Annotated in this window: 16 protein-coding genes and 1 pseudogene; 13 read left to right on the top strand and 4 right to left on the bottom strand. The window is 59.3% G+C overall.

Annotated elements, in window-relative coordinates; translation table 11 throughout:
* Positions 1-405: 405 nt before the first annotated feature.
* Both HNQ72_RS27840 and HNQ72_RS27835 read left to right on the top strand, forming a co-directional pair.
* Entirely contained in the window at positions 406-723 is a 318-nt protein-coding gene (locus tag HNQ72_RS27840; protein ID WP_183997511.1) for a hypothetical protein, read from the top strand.
* Between the two features lie 114 nt (positions 724-837).
* Positions 838-2,370, top strand: a complete 1,533-nt coding sequence (locus tag HNQ72_RS27835) for a DegQ family serine endoprotease (RefSeq protein ID WP_183997509.1) — start codon at positions 838-840, stop codon at positions 2,368-2,370.
* A gap of 147 nt (positions 2,371-2,517) precedes the next feature.
* Here the strand turns inward: HNQ72_RS27835 and HNQ72_RS27830 are convergent, their stop codons facing one another.
* On the bottom strand, positions 2,518-3,606 hold the full coding sequence (locus tag HNQ72_RS27830; RefSeq protein WP_183997507.1) for a LacI family DNA-binding transcriptional regulator: 1,089 nt from the start codon (positions 3,604-3,606) through the stop codon (positions 2,518-2,520).
* Between the two features lie 241 nt (positions 3,607-3,847).
* Between HNQ72_RS27830 and HNQ72_RS27825 the strand changes: the two genes are divergently transcribed.
* The 7 genes from HNQ72_RS27825 (at position 3,848) to HNQ72_RS27795 (ending at position 10,954) form a co-directional block, all read left to right on the top strand.
* Positions 3,848-4,825 carry a substrate-binding domain-containing protein gene (locus HNQ72_RS27825; protein WP_148146828.1) on the top strand — a complete coding sequence of 326 codons (978 nt, stop codon included), beginning with the start codon at positions 3,848-3,850 and terminating at the stop codon, positions 4,823-4,825.
* Between the two features lie 114 nt (positions 4,826-4,939).
* Positions 4,940-6,430 (top strand): sugar ABC transporter ATP-binding protein, encoded by a 1,491-nt coding sequence (locus HNQ72_RS27820; protein WP_183997645.1) that lies wholly within the window; start codon positions 4,940-4,942, stop codon positions 6,428-6,430.
* A complete protein-coding gene (locus HNQ72_RS27815; RefSeq protein ID WP_183997505.1) occupies positions 6,423-7,451 on the top strand; it encodes an ABC transporter permease in 1,029 nt (342 codons plus the stop codon). The genes HNQ72_RS27820 and HNQ72_RS27815 overlap by 8 nt, the downstream gene beginning before the upstream one ends.
* Positions 7,451-8,446: an ABC transporter permease gene (locus tag HNQ72_RS27810; RefSeq protein ID WP_183997503.1), complete on the top strand. Its 996-nt coding sequence runs from the start codon at positions 7,451-7,453 to the stop codon at positions 8,444-8,446. Before HNQ72_RS27815 ends, HNQ72_RS27810 begins: the two co-directional genes overlap by 1 nt.
* 1 nt (position 8,447) lies before the next feature.
* Positions 8,448-9,296 carry a sugar phosphate isomerase/epimerase family protein gene (locus tag HNQ72_RS27805; protein ID WP_183997501.1) on the top strand — a complete coding sequence of 283 codons (849 nt, stop codon included), beginning with the start codon at positions 8,448-8,450 and terminating at the stop codon, positions 9,294-9,296.
* Positions 9,297-9,335: 39 nt separating this feature from the next.
* A complete protein-coding gene (locus HNQ72_RS27800; protein ID WP_343061650.1) occupies positions 9,336-10,025 on the top strand; it encodes a nucleoside triphosphate hydrolase in 690 nt (229 codons plus the stop codon).
* A 59-nt stretch (positions 10,026-10,084) separates the two neighbouring features.
* A complete protein-coding gene (locus tag HNQ72_RS27795) occupies positions 10,085-10,954 on the top strand; it encodes a D-psicose 3-epimerase (RefSeq protein WP_183997496.1) in 870 nt (289 codons plus the stop codon).
* 81 nt (positions 10,955-11,035) lie between these two features.
* Here the strand turns inward: HNQ72_RS27795 and kduI are convergent, their stop codons facing one another.
* Positions 11,036-11,860, bottom strand: coding sequence for a 5-dehydro-4-deoxy-D-glucuronate isomerase (gene kduI, locus HNQ72_RS27790; protein WP_183997494.1), 825 nt, complete (start codon positions 11,858-11,860; stop codon positions 11,036-11,038).
* Positions 11,861-12,093: 233 nt separating this feature from the next.
* On the opposite strand from kduI, the gene HNQ72_RS27785 reads away from it, so the two are divergent.
* The 3 genes from HNQ72_RS27785 to HNQ72_RS27775 all read left to right on the top strand — a co-directional run bounded on the left by HNQ72_RS27785 (position 12,094) and on the right by HNQ72_RS27775 (position 15,561).
* Complete coding sequence (locus HNQ72_RS27785; RefSeq protein ID WP_183997492.1) at positions 12,094-13,242, top strand: mandelate racemase family protein; 1,149 nt, start codon at positions 12,094-12,096, stop codon at positions 13,240-13,242.
* A 4-nt stretch (positions 13,243-13,246) separates the two neighbouring features.
* Complete coding sequence (locus HNQ72_RS27780; RefSeq protein ID WP_183997490.1) at positions 13,247-13,876, top strand: SGNH/GDSL hydrolase family protein; 630 nt, start codon at positions 13,247-13,249, stop codon at positions 13,874-13,876.
* A gap of 89 nt (positions 13,877-13,965) precedes the next feature.
* Positions 13,966-15,561, top strand: coding sequence for an ABC transporter substrate-binding protein (locus tag HNQ72_RS27775; RefSeq protein WP_183997488.1), 1,596 nt, complete (start codon positions 13,966-13,968; stop codon positions 15,559-15,561).
* Positions 15,562-15,695: 134 nt separating this feature from the next.
* On the opposite strand, the gene HNQ72_RS27770 is transcribed toward HNQ72_RS27775, so the two are convergent.
* Complete coding sequence (locus HNQ72_RS27770) at positions 15,696-16,673, bottom strand: MBL fold metallo-hydrolase (RefSeq protein ID WP_183997486.1); 978 nt, start codon at positions 16,671-16,673, stop codon at positions 15,696-15,698.
* Positions 16,674-16,808: 135 nt separating this feature from the next.
* On the opposite strand from HNQ72_RS27770, the gene HNQ72_RS27765 reads away from it, so the two are divergent.
* A complete protein-coding gene (locus tag HNQ72_RS27765; RefSeq protein WP_183997484.1) occupies positions 16,809-17,705 on the top strand; it encodes a LysR family transcriptional regulator in 897 nt (298 codons plus the stop codon).
* An 85-nt stretch (positions 17,706-17,790) separates the two neighbouring features.
* Here HNQ72_RS27765 and HNQ72_RS31195 read toward each other — a convergent pair.
* Positions 17,791-17,955 (bottom strand): annotated as a pseudogene (locus tag HNQ72_RS31195) (ABC transporter ATP-binding protein); the annotation flags it as partial.

Here is a 17,955-nt window from a genome sequence, read left to right as displayed (position 1 = left end):
AGATTCATGTCCAAGTGAATCCGTGAGACATCGAAGTATTGATGGGAAGAAGAGAAAAATACGAACATTTTCAACGAACCCGAGTTTTCATCGGTAAAAACCGACCCCAGAATGCGTTAAACTATCTCATTTACATCCACGCGTTCCGACACCACACACTTGGAACGGTATAAATGCTGAGAGATTTTCATTCTCTTCTTCAACGACCTCATGCAACGATGAGGGCGATCCGCATGAAGTGCGGCGCCGATTTTCACCGCTAGAAGTGCGGACACCGGATTTCGTGCAAAGCTTACCAAGCTTTAACGAGACGGATATCCAACGGTAATCAAGCAAGGACTAACGTGGCTTCATGGTCATGACGCCTGAGCAGGCGAATACAGACCGCAACTTAGGATCAGAGCCATGTGGATCACAGCACGTAAATTCGTCACCACCGGTCTGGTCGCCTTGACGATTGCCGGAACGGCTCTCGCCACCGCCTCCCAGGCTGAAGCACATAACAATTTCGGCCGCGGCCTCGCCGCTGGCATAGCGGGCGCAGTCATCGGCGGGGCGCTGATTGCCGGCGTCAGCCACGCACCAGCCTATGCTGCTGTACCCTATGGCCCGCCTCCTATGCGATACGGCCCCCCACCGGTCGCTGCTTATTACCCTTCCTGCCATGTGGTCTGGCACCAGGACTACTGGGGCGACATGTATCGCACCCGCGTCTGCGAATGAGCCGACACAGGCGGGATCACAGCCCCCTCCCGACAATCACCTCAAGTTCCGGCGCGCCGCTTTCTCGGCTTTCGCGTCCCTACATCTCTCAACTTACCTGAAGAGTGAAACGCCATGTCCAACATCATTCGCAGAAACCGCATCCTGGCTCTCGTTGGCGCTGCAATCATCGCAGTTCCCCTGGCGACGCCGATCATTCTTGGCAACAACGCGGCGTTTGCCGCATCTTCGCCTCCCGCTGCAGCAGTAAGCGGCATTATCGCGCCGGCAGGATCGTTTGCCTCGATCGTCGCCGCCGACAAACCTGCAGTTGTCACCATTACCACAACGATGAAAGCAGAGGCTGCTGCCAGCGACGAAACATCTCCCTTTGGTGAGAACTCTCCCTTCAATGAACAATTCAGGCAGTTCTTCGGCCAGAACGGAATCCCGATGCCGCATGAAGCGCCTCGGCAACGTCAGTCCGAACGTGCCGAAGCACTCGGCTCCGGTTTCATTATTTCTCCCGACGGCTATATCGTTACCAACAACCACGTCATCGACAAGGCGCTGGACATCAAGGTGACGCTGGATGACGGCATCGAACTTCCCGCCAAACTGATTGGCGCCGATCCGAAGTCGGATCTCGCCGTGGTCAAGATCGAAACCAAGAAACCGCTCGCAACCGTCACCTGGGGTGATTCCGACACCCTGCAACTCGGCGACCAGATCCTGGCGATCGGCAACCCTTTCGGGATCGGTACGACAGTCACGGCCGGCATCGTGTCAGCCCGCGGCCGCGACCTGCATTCCGGCCCTTATGATGACTTCATCCAGATCGACGCGCCGATCAACCACGGCAATTCCGGCGGCCCTCTGGTGGATCACGACGGCCATGTCGTCGGCATCAATACGGCTATCTATTCCCCGAATGGCGGAAGTGTCGGTGTTGGCTTCGCCATTCCCTCCGATCAGGCAAGGCAGGTTGTCGCCAAGCTGATGAAAGACGGCTCGATCAATCATGGTTTCATAGGCGTACAGATACAGCCGGTAACGGCAGATATCGCCGACGCGATTGGCCTCGGCAAGGCGGAAGGTGCACTGGTCGCCGGCGTCAACGGCAACACGCCCGCAGCCAAGGCCGGCGTCGAGCCCGGCGACGTCATTACTGCGCTGGGTGGTAAACCAATCTCGTCACCCCGTGATCTTTCGCGCATGGTTGCCGATCTTGCTCCCGGATCGCAGGAGGAGTTGACGGTATGGCGTCAGGGCACACCGAAAGACCTGCGTTTGACGATCGGTGAAAACAGCGAAGATCAGCAGCAGGCTTCGGCGGATGAAGGAAAATCCGGCCCGGCAGCTCACAAAATCCCCACCATCGGGGTTGGGCTTGCCGATGTCACGGCGGAGGTGCGGCAGGCCTTGAACCTTCCAGCGAAAGAAAAAGGTGCTGTCATAGCAAGCGTGGCACCCGGCAAACCTGCGGCGGACGCAGGCCTGCAAGAGGGCGACATCATCATTTCGGTCAACCAACATGCGGTCAACTCTGCAAACGAAGCCAAGACTGCGGTTGCTGATGCCGGCAAGGCCGGACGCAAGGCCGTGCTGCTGCTGATCCAGCGTGGCGACAACCAGAGCTTTGTCACCGTTCCGTTCTCGATCGGCTGACTTTCGCCATAAGGCTGCCTGACCCCGCTGTCGAAAGGATATGCGGGGTCAGGCGTTCTTAACTGTGCCTGCCGTTATGAGAAGAATGCCGCTCACGCGGAAACGACAGAGCCCGTCCCACGAACCCGGCCTAGAGATGGGATGCTCTCAGGATGTGGACGCAGGGATGCGTGATGCAGGCACCGGATCCCTGATATCGTCGAGAGGGCCTTCAAGCGCCGTCCGTGGAGGGATCAATTGCGGTTCGATAGTGGTAACGACGGGATGAACCGGCGCAGCCTCGAGCAGTTCGAACCCCTTCTCCAGCATCGCAGAAATATTCGGTTTGGCCATGTAGACTGGAAAAGGCAGAAACGATGCGAACGGATCATAATCGAAGCAGCCAGCGACGATTTTATTGAAGACCGTTTCATCATGCCGTCCCATGAATCGAAGCAGGCCTTCGAAATTGATGGACGAGTTTATGAAAAGACAGCGCGGCAACCGGCCCTCGCGGGCGAAAAATCGTTCAAAGGCCAGTTCTGTCATACGCGGCGAATAACCGGTAATCTCGATGTCATTTTCGCTTTCAATGCCGAAGAACGCATTCTTCGCCGCGTGAAAGCCGGTGATACGCTCCCGGCTGGCATGGTCGTCATGGCCGCCGAACAAGACAACATCATCAGGAACCAGCGCGCCCCCTTGGGCCGCATGCCGCAGAATTGCCGAGGTCAGCACCTCGGCTCCGTTTCTGTTATCGGAAATCACCGAGGATGCCAGCTTTCCGGGAAGATCGATATTCACATGGGGAAGGCCGGCCCGCGCGCAGACCTGATGGACACCGTCCGGATCCGTAACGCCTGCGATAAACAGCGCATCGATCGAATAGGCGATCAAGGTTTCCACAGTCCGGCGCTCTTCTTCAGGATCACGACGGCCGGAGACAACCATGGGGGACAGACCGCGCAAACGCGCCTGCGCCTCGAACGTCTGGGCCATGGAGGAAAAGAAGCGGTTATCGTAAACCGGAACCAATAGCCCGACGAGACCGGACTTCGAGCTTCTCAAGCCACGCGCCTGAAGGTTTGTCGTATAACGCTGCGCTTTGGCAAGCGAGAGTATCTTCTCGGCCGTCTCCGTGGAAATCCGCCGTTTGCGCCATGACCCGTTCAAAACCGCGCTCACGGTCGAGGCCGACGCACCGGACAGGACTGACAGGTCGTAGATGGTAGCTTTCTTGGAATTCTGAACCGTCATCCTCATCTCCCGAATGATTCTGATTGGTAGAATATTAGTCCACTTGACGAAAGGCATGTTCGTGTTATGGTTATTGCACCATCGATTGTGCAAAAATGCAATATCGATTGTGCGTATGTGGATTGCTATGGGAGTGGCAAGGGAGCGTCTCGAATGGGCGAGACGGGAGATTTTCAAGCGCCGCAGGGAAGAGCTGTTGCGCGGATCTGCTTGCCGCAGTGTCTTTGGAGGAGGAACATCCATGAAGAAAATGATTGCGGCCGCTATCGGCCTGTCGCTTGCGCTACTTTCATCCGCGGCATTTGCCGATGGACCGAAGGTCGGCGTCGTCGTGAAAATCGGTGGCATTCCGTGGTTCAACGCTATGGAGGCCGGCATCAAGGAGCAGAGCGCCAAGCTCGGCGTCCAGGGCTTCATGGTCGGCCCGACGAGCGCTGACCCGGCGCTTCAGGTGCGCGCCATCGAAGACTTGATCGCTCAGAAGGTTGACTTCATCGGCGTCGTCCCGAACGATGCGAAGGTGCTGGAGCCCGTGCTGAAAAAAGCGCAGGACGCAGGCATCAAGGTCATAACCCATGAATCGCCCAATCAGGCCGGGGCCACCTGGGATTTCGAACTTGCATCCGCCAAGGGCTTTGGTGAGGCGCATGGCAAGCTGCTTGCAGAAAAGATGGGCGGCAAAGGTTCCTACGCGGTGTTTGTCGGCTCGCTGACCGTGCCGCTGCACAATGCCTGGGCGGATGGAGCCATCGCCTACATCAAGGCCAACTATCCCGACATGAAACTCATCGGTGATCGTTACGGCGTGGCCGAGGATCTGGATAAGAGCCGCTCTACGGCACTCGATCTCATGTCTGCCAATGCCGATCTCAAGGGCTTCCTGGCTTTTGGTTCGCAGGGACCGATCGGTGCTGGCCGCGCGGTGGAAGAACGCCGCAAAGACGGCAAGGTCTTCGTCATCGGTCCGTTCTCGCCGGGACAGGGTGCAAAGCTGATCAAGTCCGGTGCGCTGACAGGCGGGTTCATGTGGAACCCCAAACAGGCCGGCGAAGTGTTCATCACGCTTGCCGATCGCATCGCCAAGGGTCAGGATCCCAAGGCTGGCGACGACATTCCGGGCCTCGGCAAGATCAATCCTGAAGGCAACACGATCGTCGTCGATCAGCTGCTGAAGATCGACAAGGAAAGCATCGACAAGCTGGTTTCCATGGGCCTCTGATCCTCCCCAAGCCCAACGGGTCGCGCCCGGGCATGCCGGGCGCGACCCATCCTCGACAATTCCGTCGTCCACAGCATCCGCCCACAAGGCGGCTGAGCGAAGAGATTTGCCATGATGAGCGCCGAACCGCTCCTGTCCCTCAAGAACATCAAGATCACATTCGGCGGCGTTCGCGCCCTGAAAGGCGTCTCGTTCGAGGTCAATCCCGGGGAAGTGCATTGCCTTGCCGGCGAAAACGGCTGCGGCAAGAGTACCCTGATCAAGATCATTACCGGTGTGTACAAGCCGGAAGACGGCGCGGAGTTTTCCTTCGACGGGCAGCCGATAACCGCCATGACGCCGAGCATGGCCCAGTCGCTCGGCATTCAGGTGATCTGGCAGGATCTGGCGCTGTTCGGCGAGATGACCGTCGCCGAGAATATCGGCTTCCAATACGCAGTCAGCGGCAAATACGGTCTGGTCGACAAGCGCGCGATGGAGAAGGCCGCCGAAAAGGCGCTTGCCCGCCTCGGCGTCTCGCTCGACCTGCATCTGCCATTGAAGGAGCTGCCGATCGCGCAGCGCCAGATCGTCGCCATCGCTCGTGCGCTGGTGGGTGAAGCACGGCTGGTCTTCATGGACGAGCCGACGGCGTCACTGACCCAGTCCGAAACCGATTACCTGATCGAGATCGTCCGCAATCTCTCAGCATCCGGCGTGGCAGTTGTCTTCGTTTCGCATCGCCTGGCCGAAGTGCTGGAAATTTCCGATCGCATGACCGTCCTGCGTGATGGCGCGCTGGTCGGCGTCTTCCCCGTCGAAGGCATGACCCAGTCACGAGTGACAGAGCTGATGACCGGCCGCAATTTCGACAGCGCCGTAATCGCTGCCGATCACGACGATCAGCCGGTCGTTCTGTCGGTGAAGAACCTTTCCCGTGCCAACGAATTCGACAATATTTCCTTCGATCTGCGCCGCGGCGAAACGCTCGGCGTGACCGGACTGCTCGGCGCCGGCCGCACCGAGCTTGCACTGACCTTGTTCGGCATGCGCCGGCCGCATTCCGGCGAGATTGTGCTCGACGGAGAGACGGTTCACTTCGGCTCCAACCGGGAGGCGATCCGAGCCGGTGTCGCCTATCTGTCGGAAGATCGCCTGTCGCTCGGCCTCAACCAGCCGCAATCGATCGCCGACAATCTCGTCATGGCTTCGCTTGACCGCATCCTGTCCAGCGGGTTGATCTCGCCTCCGAAAAAGGAAAATGTCGTCGCGCACTGGATTTCCGCGCTCGGCGTCAAGATCGGCAAGCCGGAAGATCCGATCCGAACGCTGTCGGGCGGCAACCAGCAGCGCGTCGCGATTGCCAAATGGCTCGCGATCGGGCCCAAAATTCTCATACTTGATGCGCCGACGGTCGGTGTCGATGTCGGCGCCCGCGCAGGCATCTTCGAGATCGTGCGCAAGCTTGCTGCCGAAGGTCTGTCGATCATCCTCATCTCCGACGAGCCGCCGGAGGTCTATTTCAACGCGGATCGCATCATCCATATGGCCGAAGGCCGGATCAAGGCGACCTATGACCCGCGGCAGATGTCGCTGACCGACCTGGAAGGAAAAGTCTATGCGTAGGTTGATGCTTGGCCACACGACCGAGTTCACGCTGTTCGCCGTGATGATTGTCCTTTGCGTCGCGCTTTCGTTCGCGACGGACAGGTTCTTCACGATCTCCAATGCCTTCGACGTTTTGAACGTCTCGGCCGTCAACATCATTTTCGCGGTCGGCCTGCTTGTCGTACTGATCTCCGGCGGCATCGACATCTCCTTCGCGGTGGCAGCCTCGGTGGTGCAGTATGTGACCGCGCTGGCAATTGCATATCTGGGCGGGGGCAATTGGGCCGAAGGCTTCATCATCGCCGGCGCGGTCGGCATCGGCCTCGGGCTGATCAATGCGGCGCTTGTCTACAAGCTGCAGATCATCTCGATCGTCGCGACGATCTCGACCTTCAATATCTTCTTCGGCTTGCTGATGTTCTTCACCAAGGGCGTATCGATCTACGACCTGCCGGAATGGCTGACAACGCGCGTCGTCTTCTACGAACGTGAGATGAGTGACGGCTCCTGGCTGGAACTGACATTGCCGGTCGTGGTGATGATCCTCTGCTGCGTTGCTACCTGGTTCATGATGTCCCGCACCACGATAGGCCGCCAGCTTTATGCCTTCGGCGACAATCCTGAAGGTGCGCGCCGCTTCGGCATCAATATCGGAGCAATGCATTATATCTCGTTTGGATGGCTTGGCCTGATGGCCGGAATCGGCGGGCTGATGCAGGCGCATTATGCCGAGGAAGTGGTGCCAAACGCACTTTACGGCCGTGAACTCGACGTGCTTGCCGCAACCGTTCTCGGTGGTGCGCGGCTTGGGGGCGGCAAGGGATCGGTCATCGGTTGCGTGCTGGGCGTGCTGATGGTGTCGATCACCCAGAACGGTCTCAACCTGATGGGCGTTTCGCCCTTCGCTTTCAAGATGATCGTTGGCGCCATCATCCTCATCGCCATCACGCTCTCCTCCGCGCGGATCGACAAGCTCCTGCCGTTCTTTGCCAAAGGCAAAATCGAGAAGGGTCAAGCCCAGAAAAGGGAGGCGCACTGATGTCGTCGCTGATACAGAAGTTCAATAAAACGTTCGGCGCTGACATGGCAGGCCCGGTCATCGCCTTCGTGGTGGTGATGGTCATCTTCGGCCTTGGCGCAGACAACTTCCTGTCGCTTGGCACATTTGGTTCGGTTGCTTTCCAGCTTCCCGAACTCGGTCTGCTCACACTTGCCATGCTGCTGCCTCTCCTGACCGGTGGCATCAATCTGTCGGTGACCTTCACCGCCAATCTCTCCGGTCTTGCAGCCGCAAGCGTTCTGCAGGCCTTTGGCGGCGTCGATGCGTCGGGTGGGGCCTTCGTGATTGCGGTTGCGGCCGCCGTGGCAACCGGTGCTGCGGCCGGCCTGATGACCGGCGCGGCGATTGCCTATACCCGCGCTCACCCGATCCTTGTCACCCTGTCGATGATGATCTTCCTGCGCGGTCTTGGCGAGTTCCTGACGCGTGGCGGCGATGTATCGGGTTTCCCGAGCTATATGGAGCCGATCGGTCATGGTTCTATCTTCGGCCTGCCAATCCCGCTTCTGATCTTCATTGCCTGTGTCGGGGTCTGGCAGGTTCTCCTGACCCGCAGCAAGCTCGGCTTCGGGCTTCTGATGATCGGCTCCAATGTCGAGGCGGGGCAGTATTCGGGCCTCAACACCCGCCGCATCATCATGCTCGTCTACACGCTGTCGGGTGTCATGTGTGCAATCGCCGGCATTATCATGCTTGCCCGTTTCAACTCGGTCCGTATCGGCCACGGGGAATCCTATCTGCTGATCACCGTGCTTGCGGCATTTCTCGGCGGGATCAATCCGTTCGGCGGTTTTGGTCGCGTATTGCCAGTATTCGTCGCGCTCGTCGTGCTGCAGCTTCTGTCTTCCGGCCTCAACCTGATGGGTGCCAACCAGCATCTGGCAACGGCGCTCTGGGGCGTGCTGATGATCGTGGTGATGGCCGCCCGCACCATCGTTTCCTCCTATTTCGCATCGCGTAGAAAGAAGATCTGACATGCAAGGTTTCGGTATTCACGCAATGGTCTGGTCCACCGTCTGGGACCATGCCGGTGCCGAGCGCGCCATTGCCGGTGCTGCCCAGCATGGCCAGGATTATATCGAGATCCCGCTGATCGATATTGCGTCTGTCGATGCAGGCCATAGCCGTGCGCTGCTCGAAAAGCACCGTCTGCGTTCTGTCTGCTCGCTCGTGCTGCCGGAAAGGGCCTGGGCCTCGGTTCGCCCCGATGCAGCGATCGAGCATCTGACGGCAGCCCTCGACAAGGCCAAGGAGATCGGCGCCGAGGCGCTCACCGGTGTGACCTTCGGTGGCACCAATGAGCGGACCGGTTTTCCACCGACTGAAGGCGAATACGACAACCTGACCCGTGCGCTCAGTGCCGCCGCCAAACACGCCAAGACGCTTGGGCTGGAATTCGGCATCGAGGCGGTCAACCGTTATGAGAGTCACTTGATTAATTCCGCCGAGCAGGCGGTCGCTATGGTCGAGCGGATCGGCCTCGACAATGTCTTTGTCCATCTCGACACGTTCCATATGAACATGGAGGAAAAGGGCATCGCCAACGGCATCATCGCCGCTCGTGATCATCTGAAATGCATGCATATGTCGGAAAGCGACCGCGGCACGCCGGGTTATGGCAACATCGCCTGGGATGAACTGTTTGGTGCGCTCGCGGCGATCCGCTTCAAAGGTCTGCTTACACTTGAAAGCTTCGTCACCATGCAGCCTCTGATGGCTGGCGATATCTCGACCTGGCGCCCTGTCGCCCGTGATGTCGACGAAGTGCTCAACAATGGCCTGCCATTCCTGCGCAACAAGGCCGAACAGTACCGGATTTTCTAAGCGACCGCCCGCCCTTGAGGCAGCCGGCCCTTTTCTTCAATGACCGTGGTGAGGACCACCTTGAGCAAGATAGAAGACAATGCGCGCGAGATCGCCGCACAAGCCTACCATCGCTTCGGCCAGGAGAAAGGCCGACGGGTGATGATCGCGATCGCCGGAGCACCCGGATCGGGCAAATCGACGATCGCCGAGCGGGTCGTGGATGAGCTGAACGGCAAGGGCGATATTTCGGCAGCGCTCTTCCCTATGGACGGCTACCACTACGATGACGTAGTGCTGGAAGACATGGGACGTCGACCGTTCAAGGGCGCTATCGATACATTCGATGCGCATGGGCTGCGACATATGCTGGAGCGCCTCAAGGCCAACCAGGATGACGTGATCGCCGTGCCTGTCTTCGACCGCTCGATTGAAATCGCCCGTGCTGGTGGACGTCTGATCTCGCAATCCATCGATATCATCGTCTGCGAAGGCAATTACCTACTCGCCAGCCAGTCACCTTGGGATCGCCTGAAGCCGATCTTCGACTTCACCGTCTTCGTCGATGTCGATGAGAGCGATCTGCGAACCAGATTGCAGGATCGCTGGCGCGGCTTTGGTCTGGATGAGGCCGAGATCACCAGGAAGGTCGAGGAAAACGATCTTCCCAATGGCCTGTCGATCATCGCCAACAGCAGCGAGCCCGACCTTCGCGTGAAAAATCCGGGGAGCAGTCAGAGACAGGACTGACGCCCGCATATCTTCGAACCCACCCCGACAGCGACAGCTGATTATTGAGAGAGGCTCCAATGAAACACGGCATCTATTACTCTTACTGGGAACATGAATGGAGCGCCAAGTTCGGTCCTTACGTCGAGAAGGTAGCCAAACTAGGCTTCGACATCATCGAGGTCGCTGCCCACCACATCAACACCTATAGCGATGCCGAACTTAGGGACATCAGACAAGCTGCCAGGGACAACAACATCATCCTCACCGCCGGCATCGGCCCGACGAAAGAGAAAAACCTCTCGTCGCCGGATGCCGATGTCCGCAAGGCCGGCAAGGCCTTCTTCGAACAGACCCTGACCAATGTCGCCAAGCTCGACATCAGGTCGATCGGCGGCGCGCTGCATTCTTACTGGCCGGTCGACTATTCCAAGCCGGTCGACAAGGTGGGCGATCGCGCCCGCGGCGTTGAGGGTATTCACGGCATCGCTGATTTCGCCAACAATCTCGGCATCAACCTTTGCATCGAAGTGCTCAACCGCTTCGAGAACCACGTCCTCAACACCGCGGCTGAAGGCGTCGCCTTCGTCACGGATGTCGGCAAGCCGAACGTCAAGGTGATGCTCGACACATTCCATATGAATATCGAGGAAGACAGCTTTGGCGATGCGATCCGCACCGCCGGTCCGCTGCTCGGTCATTTCCACACTGGCGAGAACAATCGTCGCGTTCCCGGCAAGGGCAATCTTCCATGGCACGAGATCGGCGCTGCGCTGCGTGAGATCAACTACACCGGGGCTGTCGTCATGGAACCCTTCGTCAAGACCGGCGGCACGATTGGCTCGGACATCAGGGTCTGGCGCGATCTCACCAATGGCGCGAACGAGGCGCAAATGGACGAGGATGCCCGTAATTCTCTCGCCTTCTCCCGCTTCGTGCTGGGTGGCTGATAAAAGGCTTCTTGCCTGAACAGTCTTAATTCAGACGGTGAGGAGGGCCTTAGGGGCCCTCCAGCTTAGCCTGCAAGCTTCTTACAGAAGATCCTCAGGCTGGATGAAGTCCATGTCGGTGTAATCGATATTGTCCCCGGCCATCGCCCAGATAAAAGTATAGCTGCCGATGCCGGCACCGGAATGAATGGACCACGGCGGAGAAATCGCACCTTCCTCGTTGCCGATAAAGAGGTGGCGGGTTTCCTGTGGTTCACCCATCAGGTGCAGGACACGGGATTTCGGCTCCATGCCGAAATAGAGGTAGGCTTCCATACGGCGGTCATGGATATGCGAGGGGATCGTGTTCCAGACAGAGCCGTCTTCGAGTTCCGTATAACCAAGCACGAGCTGGCAGCTTTCCATCACCAGCGGGTGAATGAACTGGTTGATGGTGCGCTTGTTGGAGGTCTCGGTCGCGCCGAGCTTGACTTCCTTGCTGTCCGCCTTGGTGATCAATCGGTTGGGGCAGGAGCGATGTGCCGGGCAAGAGGTGATATAGAAACGCCCTGCACCGCTGAAGGTAATGGCACCTGCGCCCGCGCCGATGTAAAGAACGTCACCGTGCTGCAACTCCCAGCTCTCGCTGGCAATGCTTACCGTGCCGGTGTCACCGATATTGACGATGCCCATTTCCCGCCGATCAAGTAGGGAAGGGGTTTTGGTTTCCTCCACTTTATCAAGCACTAACTCTCCGCCGGCAGGAACAGCACCACCGACAATGAAGCGGTCGTAATGCGTATATATCAGCCGGATTTCGCCTTCGCGAAACATATTCGAGGCAAGGAAATGCGCACGAAGTTCCGCGGTGTCCATAGCTTTCGCTTGAGCGGGGTGCACCGCGTGCCTCGTTTCGACGTTTAGCATAGACATCTCTTCCTATTGGCCGCAGCCATCTCATCCTACGTGTTGCTTATATCTGTACGACAACCTCATTGAGGTCAAGGCATCTTCGTGGTCGAGCAGATGAGCTGACAGCACCTGTCTGTCAGAAACGATCAAATTGGCGATCAAGCAAAGGATATGCAGAACGCATTTGACATGCTGTCAACAACATGCGTAAATCTGTCTGGCAAGTTAAGATATTTCTGGGAGGAACAATGATCATCACCGACGTCGAAGTCCGCGTCTTCCGCACGACCACTCGTCGGCATTCCGACAGCGCCGGTCACGCGCATCCCGGTCCGCCGCATCAGGTGGAACAGGCCATGCTGACCATTCGCACCGAGGACGGCCACGAAGGGCATTCCTTCACAGCGCCGGAAATCATTCGCCCCCATGTCATCGAGAAATTCGTCAAGAAGGTCCTGATCGGCCAGGATTACCGGGATCGGGAACGGCTGTGGCAGGATCTCGCCCATTGGCAGCGCGGCTCTGCCGCACAGCTGACCGATCGCACCCTTGCCGTGGTCGATTGCGCGCTCTGGGATCTCGCCGGCCGCGCGACCAACACACCTGTTTACAAGTTGATCGGCGCCTATCGCGACAAGGTGCTCGCCTATGGCTCCATCATGTGCGGCGACGAGATCGAGGGCGGCCTTGCAACGCCCGAGGATTACGGACGTTTTGCTGAAACGCTGGTAAAGCGCGGTTACAAGGGCATCAAACTGCATACCTGGATGCCGCCGGTCAGCTGGGCTCCAGATGTGAAGATGGACATCAAGGCCTGCGCCGCTGTACGCGAAGCGGTCGGCCCCGACATCCGCCTGATGATCGACGCCTTCCACTGGTATTCGCGCACCGATGCGCTGGAACTCGGACGCGGTCTTGAAAAGCTCGGCTTCGACTGGATCGAGGAGCCGATGGACGAGCAGTCCATGTCTTCCTACAAGTGGCTCGCCGACAATCTGGATATCCCGGTCGTCGGCCCCGAAAGTGCCGCCGGCAAGCACTGGCATCGTGCCGAGTGGGTAAAATCCGGCGCTTGCGACATCCTGCGCACCGGCGTCAACGATGTCGGCGGAATCACACCGGCCTTGAAGACGATGCATATGGCCGAATCCTTCGGGATCGAGTGCGAGGTACACGGCAACACGGCGATGAACCTGCATGTCGTGGCGGCAGTGAAGAATTGCCGCTGGTACGAGCGCGGCCTGCTTCATCCCTTCCTCGAATATGATGATGGCCACGACTATCTCAAGTCGCTCTCGGACCCGATGGACAGGGACGGCTACGTCCATGTCCCCGATCGTCCGGGCCTCGGTGAAGACATCGATTTCGCCTTCATCGAAAACAACCGGGTGAGGTAAGATCATGAAAACACTTCTGGCCTTTGGCGACAGCCTGACCTGGGGAGCAGATCCGAAAACCGGCCTGCGCCATCCGCGTCAGCATCGCTGGCCGGAAGTGTTGAAGGCCGAACTCGGCTCTCGGGTGGATGTCCTGTCCGACGGGCTTGGCGGTCGCACCACCTGTTATGACGATCACACAGGCCCTGCCTGCCGAAACGGTGCCCGGGCCTTGTCGGTGGCGCTCGCAGTGCACACGCCGCTCGATCTCGTGGTGATAATGCTCGGCACCAACGACCTCAAGCCGGTCCATGGCGGCCGCGCCGAGGCGGCATTTTCCGGCATGCGCCGGCTCGCCGAGATCGTCGAGACCTTTCCCTATAAGCCGCGCTCGGCACGTCCGCGGCTGCTGCTGGTTGCTCCACCGCCCTGCGTGACGGACGGCAACGGCCAGGTGGCCGGCGGCCGCAGCATTGCGGAATCACAAAGACTTGCGCCGCTCTACCGCAAACTTGCTGCAGAACTCGGACACGACTTCTTCGATGCAGGCAGTGCCGCAAGCGCTTCGCCGATCGATGGCGTGCACATGGATATCGCAAACACGGAGGCTTTGGGCCGGGCACTGTCGGGCCCGGTGGCAGACATTCTCGGGTGATCGGCCTGGCTTGGGAGAGCGATAGGCCGAAAGGATAGAAATCATGGAGGGGCCGTATTCCACGCGAAGCGGCATCAAACGGAGGAAACATGCGACACTTTTTTGCAACTGCAGCCGTCGGAGCGCTCCTGCTCGGCGCCATGCCTCTCAACGCTCTGGCGGAAACGCCCAAGGACCAGCTTGTCGTGGCGACCACGATGAACAACATCCTGACGCTCGATCCGGCCGCCATCACCGGCCGCGAGACGGTTCAGGTGCTCAACAATATCTACGACACGCTGGTTGCCCTTAGCGAGAAGGATCGCTCGATCCAGCCGCGCATTGCGGAACGCTGGGAGATCTCCGAGGACCGGATGTCTATTCGCTTCCACTTGCGCAAGGCGAGCTTTGCCTCCGGCAATCCGGTCACCGCCAATGATGTGGTCTGGAGCCTGAAACGCCTGCTCACCCGCAACCTTGCTCAGGCTTCCTTGCTTAAGACCCGCGGCTTTAAGGCGGAAGCGGCCGACAAGCTTTTCGTCGCTGAAGACGAGCACACCTTCGTGCTAAACCTGCCCCAGCCGGATGACCCGAACCTCGTGCTGATGGTGCTGGCGCAGAACGGTCCCGGCTCGATCATCGACAGCAAGACCGCGCTCGAAAACGAGAAGGACGGCGATCTCGGCGCCGGATGGCTGACATTGAACTCGGCCGGCTCCGGTCCGTTCACGCTTGGCCAGTGGAAGTCCAACGAATATATCATCCTCACCCGCAACGGCGATTACTGGGGCGAGGCGCCTGCCATGAAGCGCGTGCTGATGCGCCATCTGCCGGAATCGCAGTCGCAGCGCCTGATGCTCGAAAAAGGTGATATCGACGTCGCCTATTCGTTGCAGGCGCCGGACCTGAAGTCACTCGAAACCAATGCCGAGATCAAGATAGAATCGACCCCTGGTTCCGGCTTCTATTATCTCGGCGTATCGATGAAGGACGAGCGGTTCGCCAAGCCGAAGGTGCGCGAGGCGCTGCGTTACCTCATCGATTATCAAGGTCTCGACAAGGCCGTCATGCCCTATTACGGCAAGGTCCGCCAGCGCCAGATCAGCACCGGCGTCATGGGTTCTCTGCCGGATCCGGGCTACAAGCTCGACATCGAAAAGGCAAAGGCGCTGCTGGCGGAAGCCGGTTATCCGAACGGTTTCAAGACAACGCTCCGCGTTCTGTCGGAAGATCCGTTCATGAAGGCGGCAACCGCCATCCAGAACACGCTCGCCCAAGCAGGCATCCAGGCCGAACTGATCACCGGTTCCGGCGACCAGATTTATGGCGCGATGCGCGAGCGCAAGTTCGAGCTGCTCGTCGGCCGCGGCGGCGGCGGCCAGCAGCCCCACCCGGACAACAATCTGCGTGCGCTTGCCTATAACCCGAACAATTCGGATGAGTCCAAGCTCACCAACTATCAGGGCTGGCGCACGAGTTTCTATGACGAGAAGCTCAACAAGATGATCGGCGACGCGCTTGTCGAGCGCGATCCGGCAAAACAGACCAAGGCCTATGAGGACATCCAGAACTACATGGAAGAGATAGTCATGTCGATCCAACCCTTCTCGGAAGTGGTCGATACCGCGGCATTCCGCAGCGATGTCGGTGGCATGATCGTCAATCCCTGGCTTTCCCGCTTCGAGGGCATCACGAAACAGCGCTAACCCCTCCAGGCAGCTGTTTCGACAGAGAGGCGCATGGCAACATGCGCCTCTTTTCGCCTGGGCCATCCTCTAGGTGGCTGGCCCAGACAGGAGGTCAGAATTGCACCGCATGTCCACTTCGCGCCGAACAGACCTCAGGTCTGCAGAGCCCAATCCGCTACCTGCCAGCGCATCTGTCCGCGATCGGCGACGACACGGCCGAGCCCTGGGAAGGGCATATGCGTGGCGGCGATGAGCGCCCCTTCTGAAGCAGCCATCGGGAAGAAGCGGTCGCGCATCGCCTTGGCGGCTTCGCGGTCCTGCTCGAACAGGAAGAACACGTCGGTCGCGGCCGGATGCACGACCGGAAAGATCATGTCCGAAACCATGATCAGGCTCTGCCCGCCATCTTCGACCCTGACCCCGATATGGCCGGGTGTATGGCCTGTCAGGTCGACGATCGAAACGCCTGGTGAGATCTCGCGCTCACCATCGATCGCCTGGAGCTTCGGATAGAGCCGAACAACCTCCTCCGCCATCTTGAAGCTGGGCTGCAGGAAATCAGGCGCACCGCTACGCTTGGCGGGATCTGTCCAATGGGCGACGTCGCGGCGATCGATATAGAGTTCCGCCTTGGGAAAATTGTTCTTGCCGCCAGCGATCAGCCCACCCATGTGGTCCTGATGCAGATGCGTCACGATCACAGCGTCGATCTGGTCAAGTCTCAAGCCCAGCGCGGATAGCGCCTGCGGCAGCTGGCCCGTCTGGCCGATCGAACCCGCGGCCCCGGCATCGATCAGGATGCGGCGCTGGCCATCCTCGATGAGATACTGGTTGAACAGAAACCGCACGCCGCTCGGCCGGGCAGTGAACTGCGCCGTAGCCGCCTTTTCCACCTCGGCCGCGTCGCGTCCTGGAAAATAGTCAAAGGGCATATCGGCATAACCGTCCGTCAGGGCCGTGACAGTGAAGCGACCGATGCGAATCTGCGCGAGCGGCGTAACGCTGACCGGCGCGCCCGTGGCCGCCTGCGCCGCCGCAAGGGCCGTTGTTGGCGCGCCTCCGATCAGGCTTGCCCCGGCAAGGCCGAGAGGAAGAGTGGAGACAAAGGATCTGCGTGAAAATTCAGCCATGATGCGGCCCCCCGGATCATTAAAAAAATGGGCGACTGCCGCCGCCCCCAAGAACGCGTGCAGGCTATGACACATGCAACCGATAAGATACTCTGCCAATCGGAAAGCTACCCTCTCAAATTCCGGAAGGTTTAGATGGACCGTTTCGAAGCAATGTCGGTTCTGCTCGCAGTGGTCGAGGCTGGCAGCCTCTCGGCCGGCGCGCGGCGATTGCGTTCACCACTCGCCACGGTCAGCCGCAAGGTCGCCGATCTTGAAAAGCATCTCGGCGTGCGCCTGCTGCTGCGCAGCCGCAGCGGCCTCGCTTTGACAGAAGAAGGCCGCGCCTTCGTTGCCGCGTCACGTCGCATTCTCGAGGCCCTGAATGCCGCGGAAAAACAGGCCAGCAGCGATCATGGCGCTCTGCGCGGCGGGCTGCATGTGACGGCTCCAATTGCCTTTGGCGAGCGTCACCTGCTGCCGATTGCACTGGAATTCCTGAAGGAGCAACCCGAAATCGACCTGCGCCTGACCTTGGCCGATCGACAGCTGAGCCTCGCTGAGGAGCATGTCGATGTCGCTCTTCGGATCGGGCATCTGACCGACAGCGCACTTATCGCAACCCGCGTGGGCGCCGTACGCCGGGTGATCTGCGCCAGCCCGGAATATCTTGCCCGCCAGGGCGTGCCGCGCCGGCCGGATGACCTCGCCCAGCATGACGGCATAAGCTTTCAGGGTTTCGCAATCTCTCCGGAATGGCGTTATCGCCGCGATGGTGCGGCCTTCATTGTAGAGCCCCGCTCCAAGCTTTCGGTCAACACGACGGAGGCTGCCATTCAAGCGGCGCTGGCCGGTATCGGCATCATTCGCGTGCTTTCCTACCAAATCTCCGAAGAGTTGCGCTCCGGCGCACTGCAAGAGCTACTGACGGAGTTTGCACCAGCCCCCCTGCCGGTCAACGTGATCCATCACCCAGCCGACCCCTTGCCGCAAAAGGTGCGATGCTTCCTCGACTGGATCTCTCCCCGCCTGCGCGCGCAGATGGCTCTGTAATTCTCATCCCCCTCGCCTCCAGCCAAAAAAAGAGCCCGGCACTCAAGGCCGGGCCAGGGAGGAGCTTTTTTAACCGCGCCGGGCGTCAGACATGCCCTTCATATTCCAGAGACGCGCCGATCAGTTCGCGGGAATAGGGATGAGTTGCCTGGCAGCCGGGGATCGCCTCGCGCGGCAATATCTCGGTAATCTCACCGCGCAGCATCACGGCGAACCGGTCGCACATGTGATCGACCACCGCCAGATCATG

Source organism: Aliirhizobium wenxiniae (assembly GCF_014201355.1).
Lineage (GTDB): Bacteria > Pseudomonadota > Alphaproteobacteria > Rhizobiales > Rhizobiaceae > Neorhizobium > Neorhizobium wenxiniae.
This window is presented reverse-complemented; position numbering and strand designations above follow the sequence as displayed.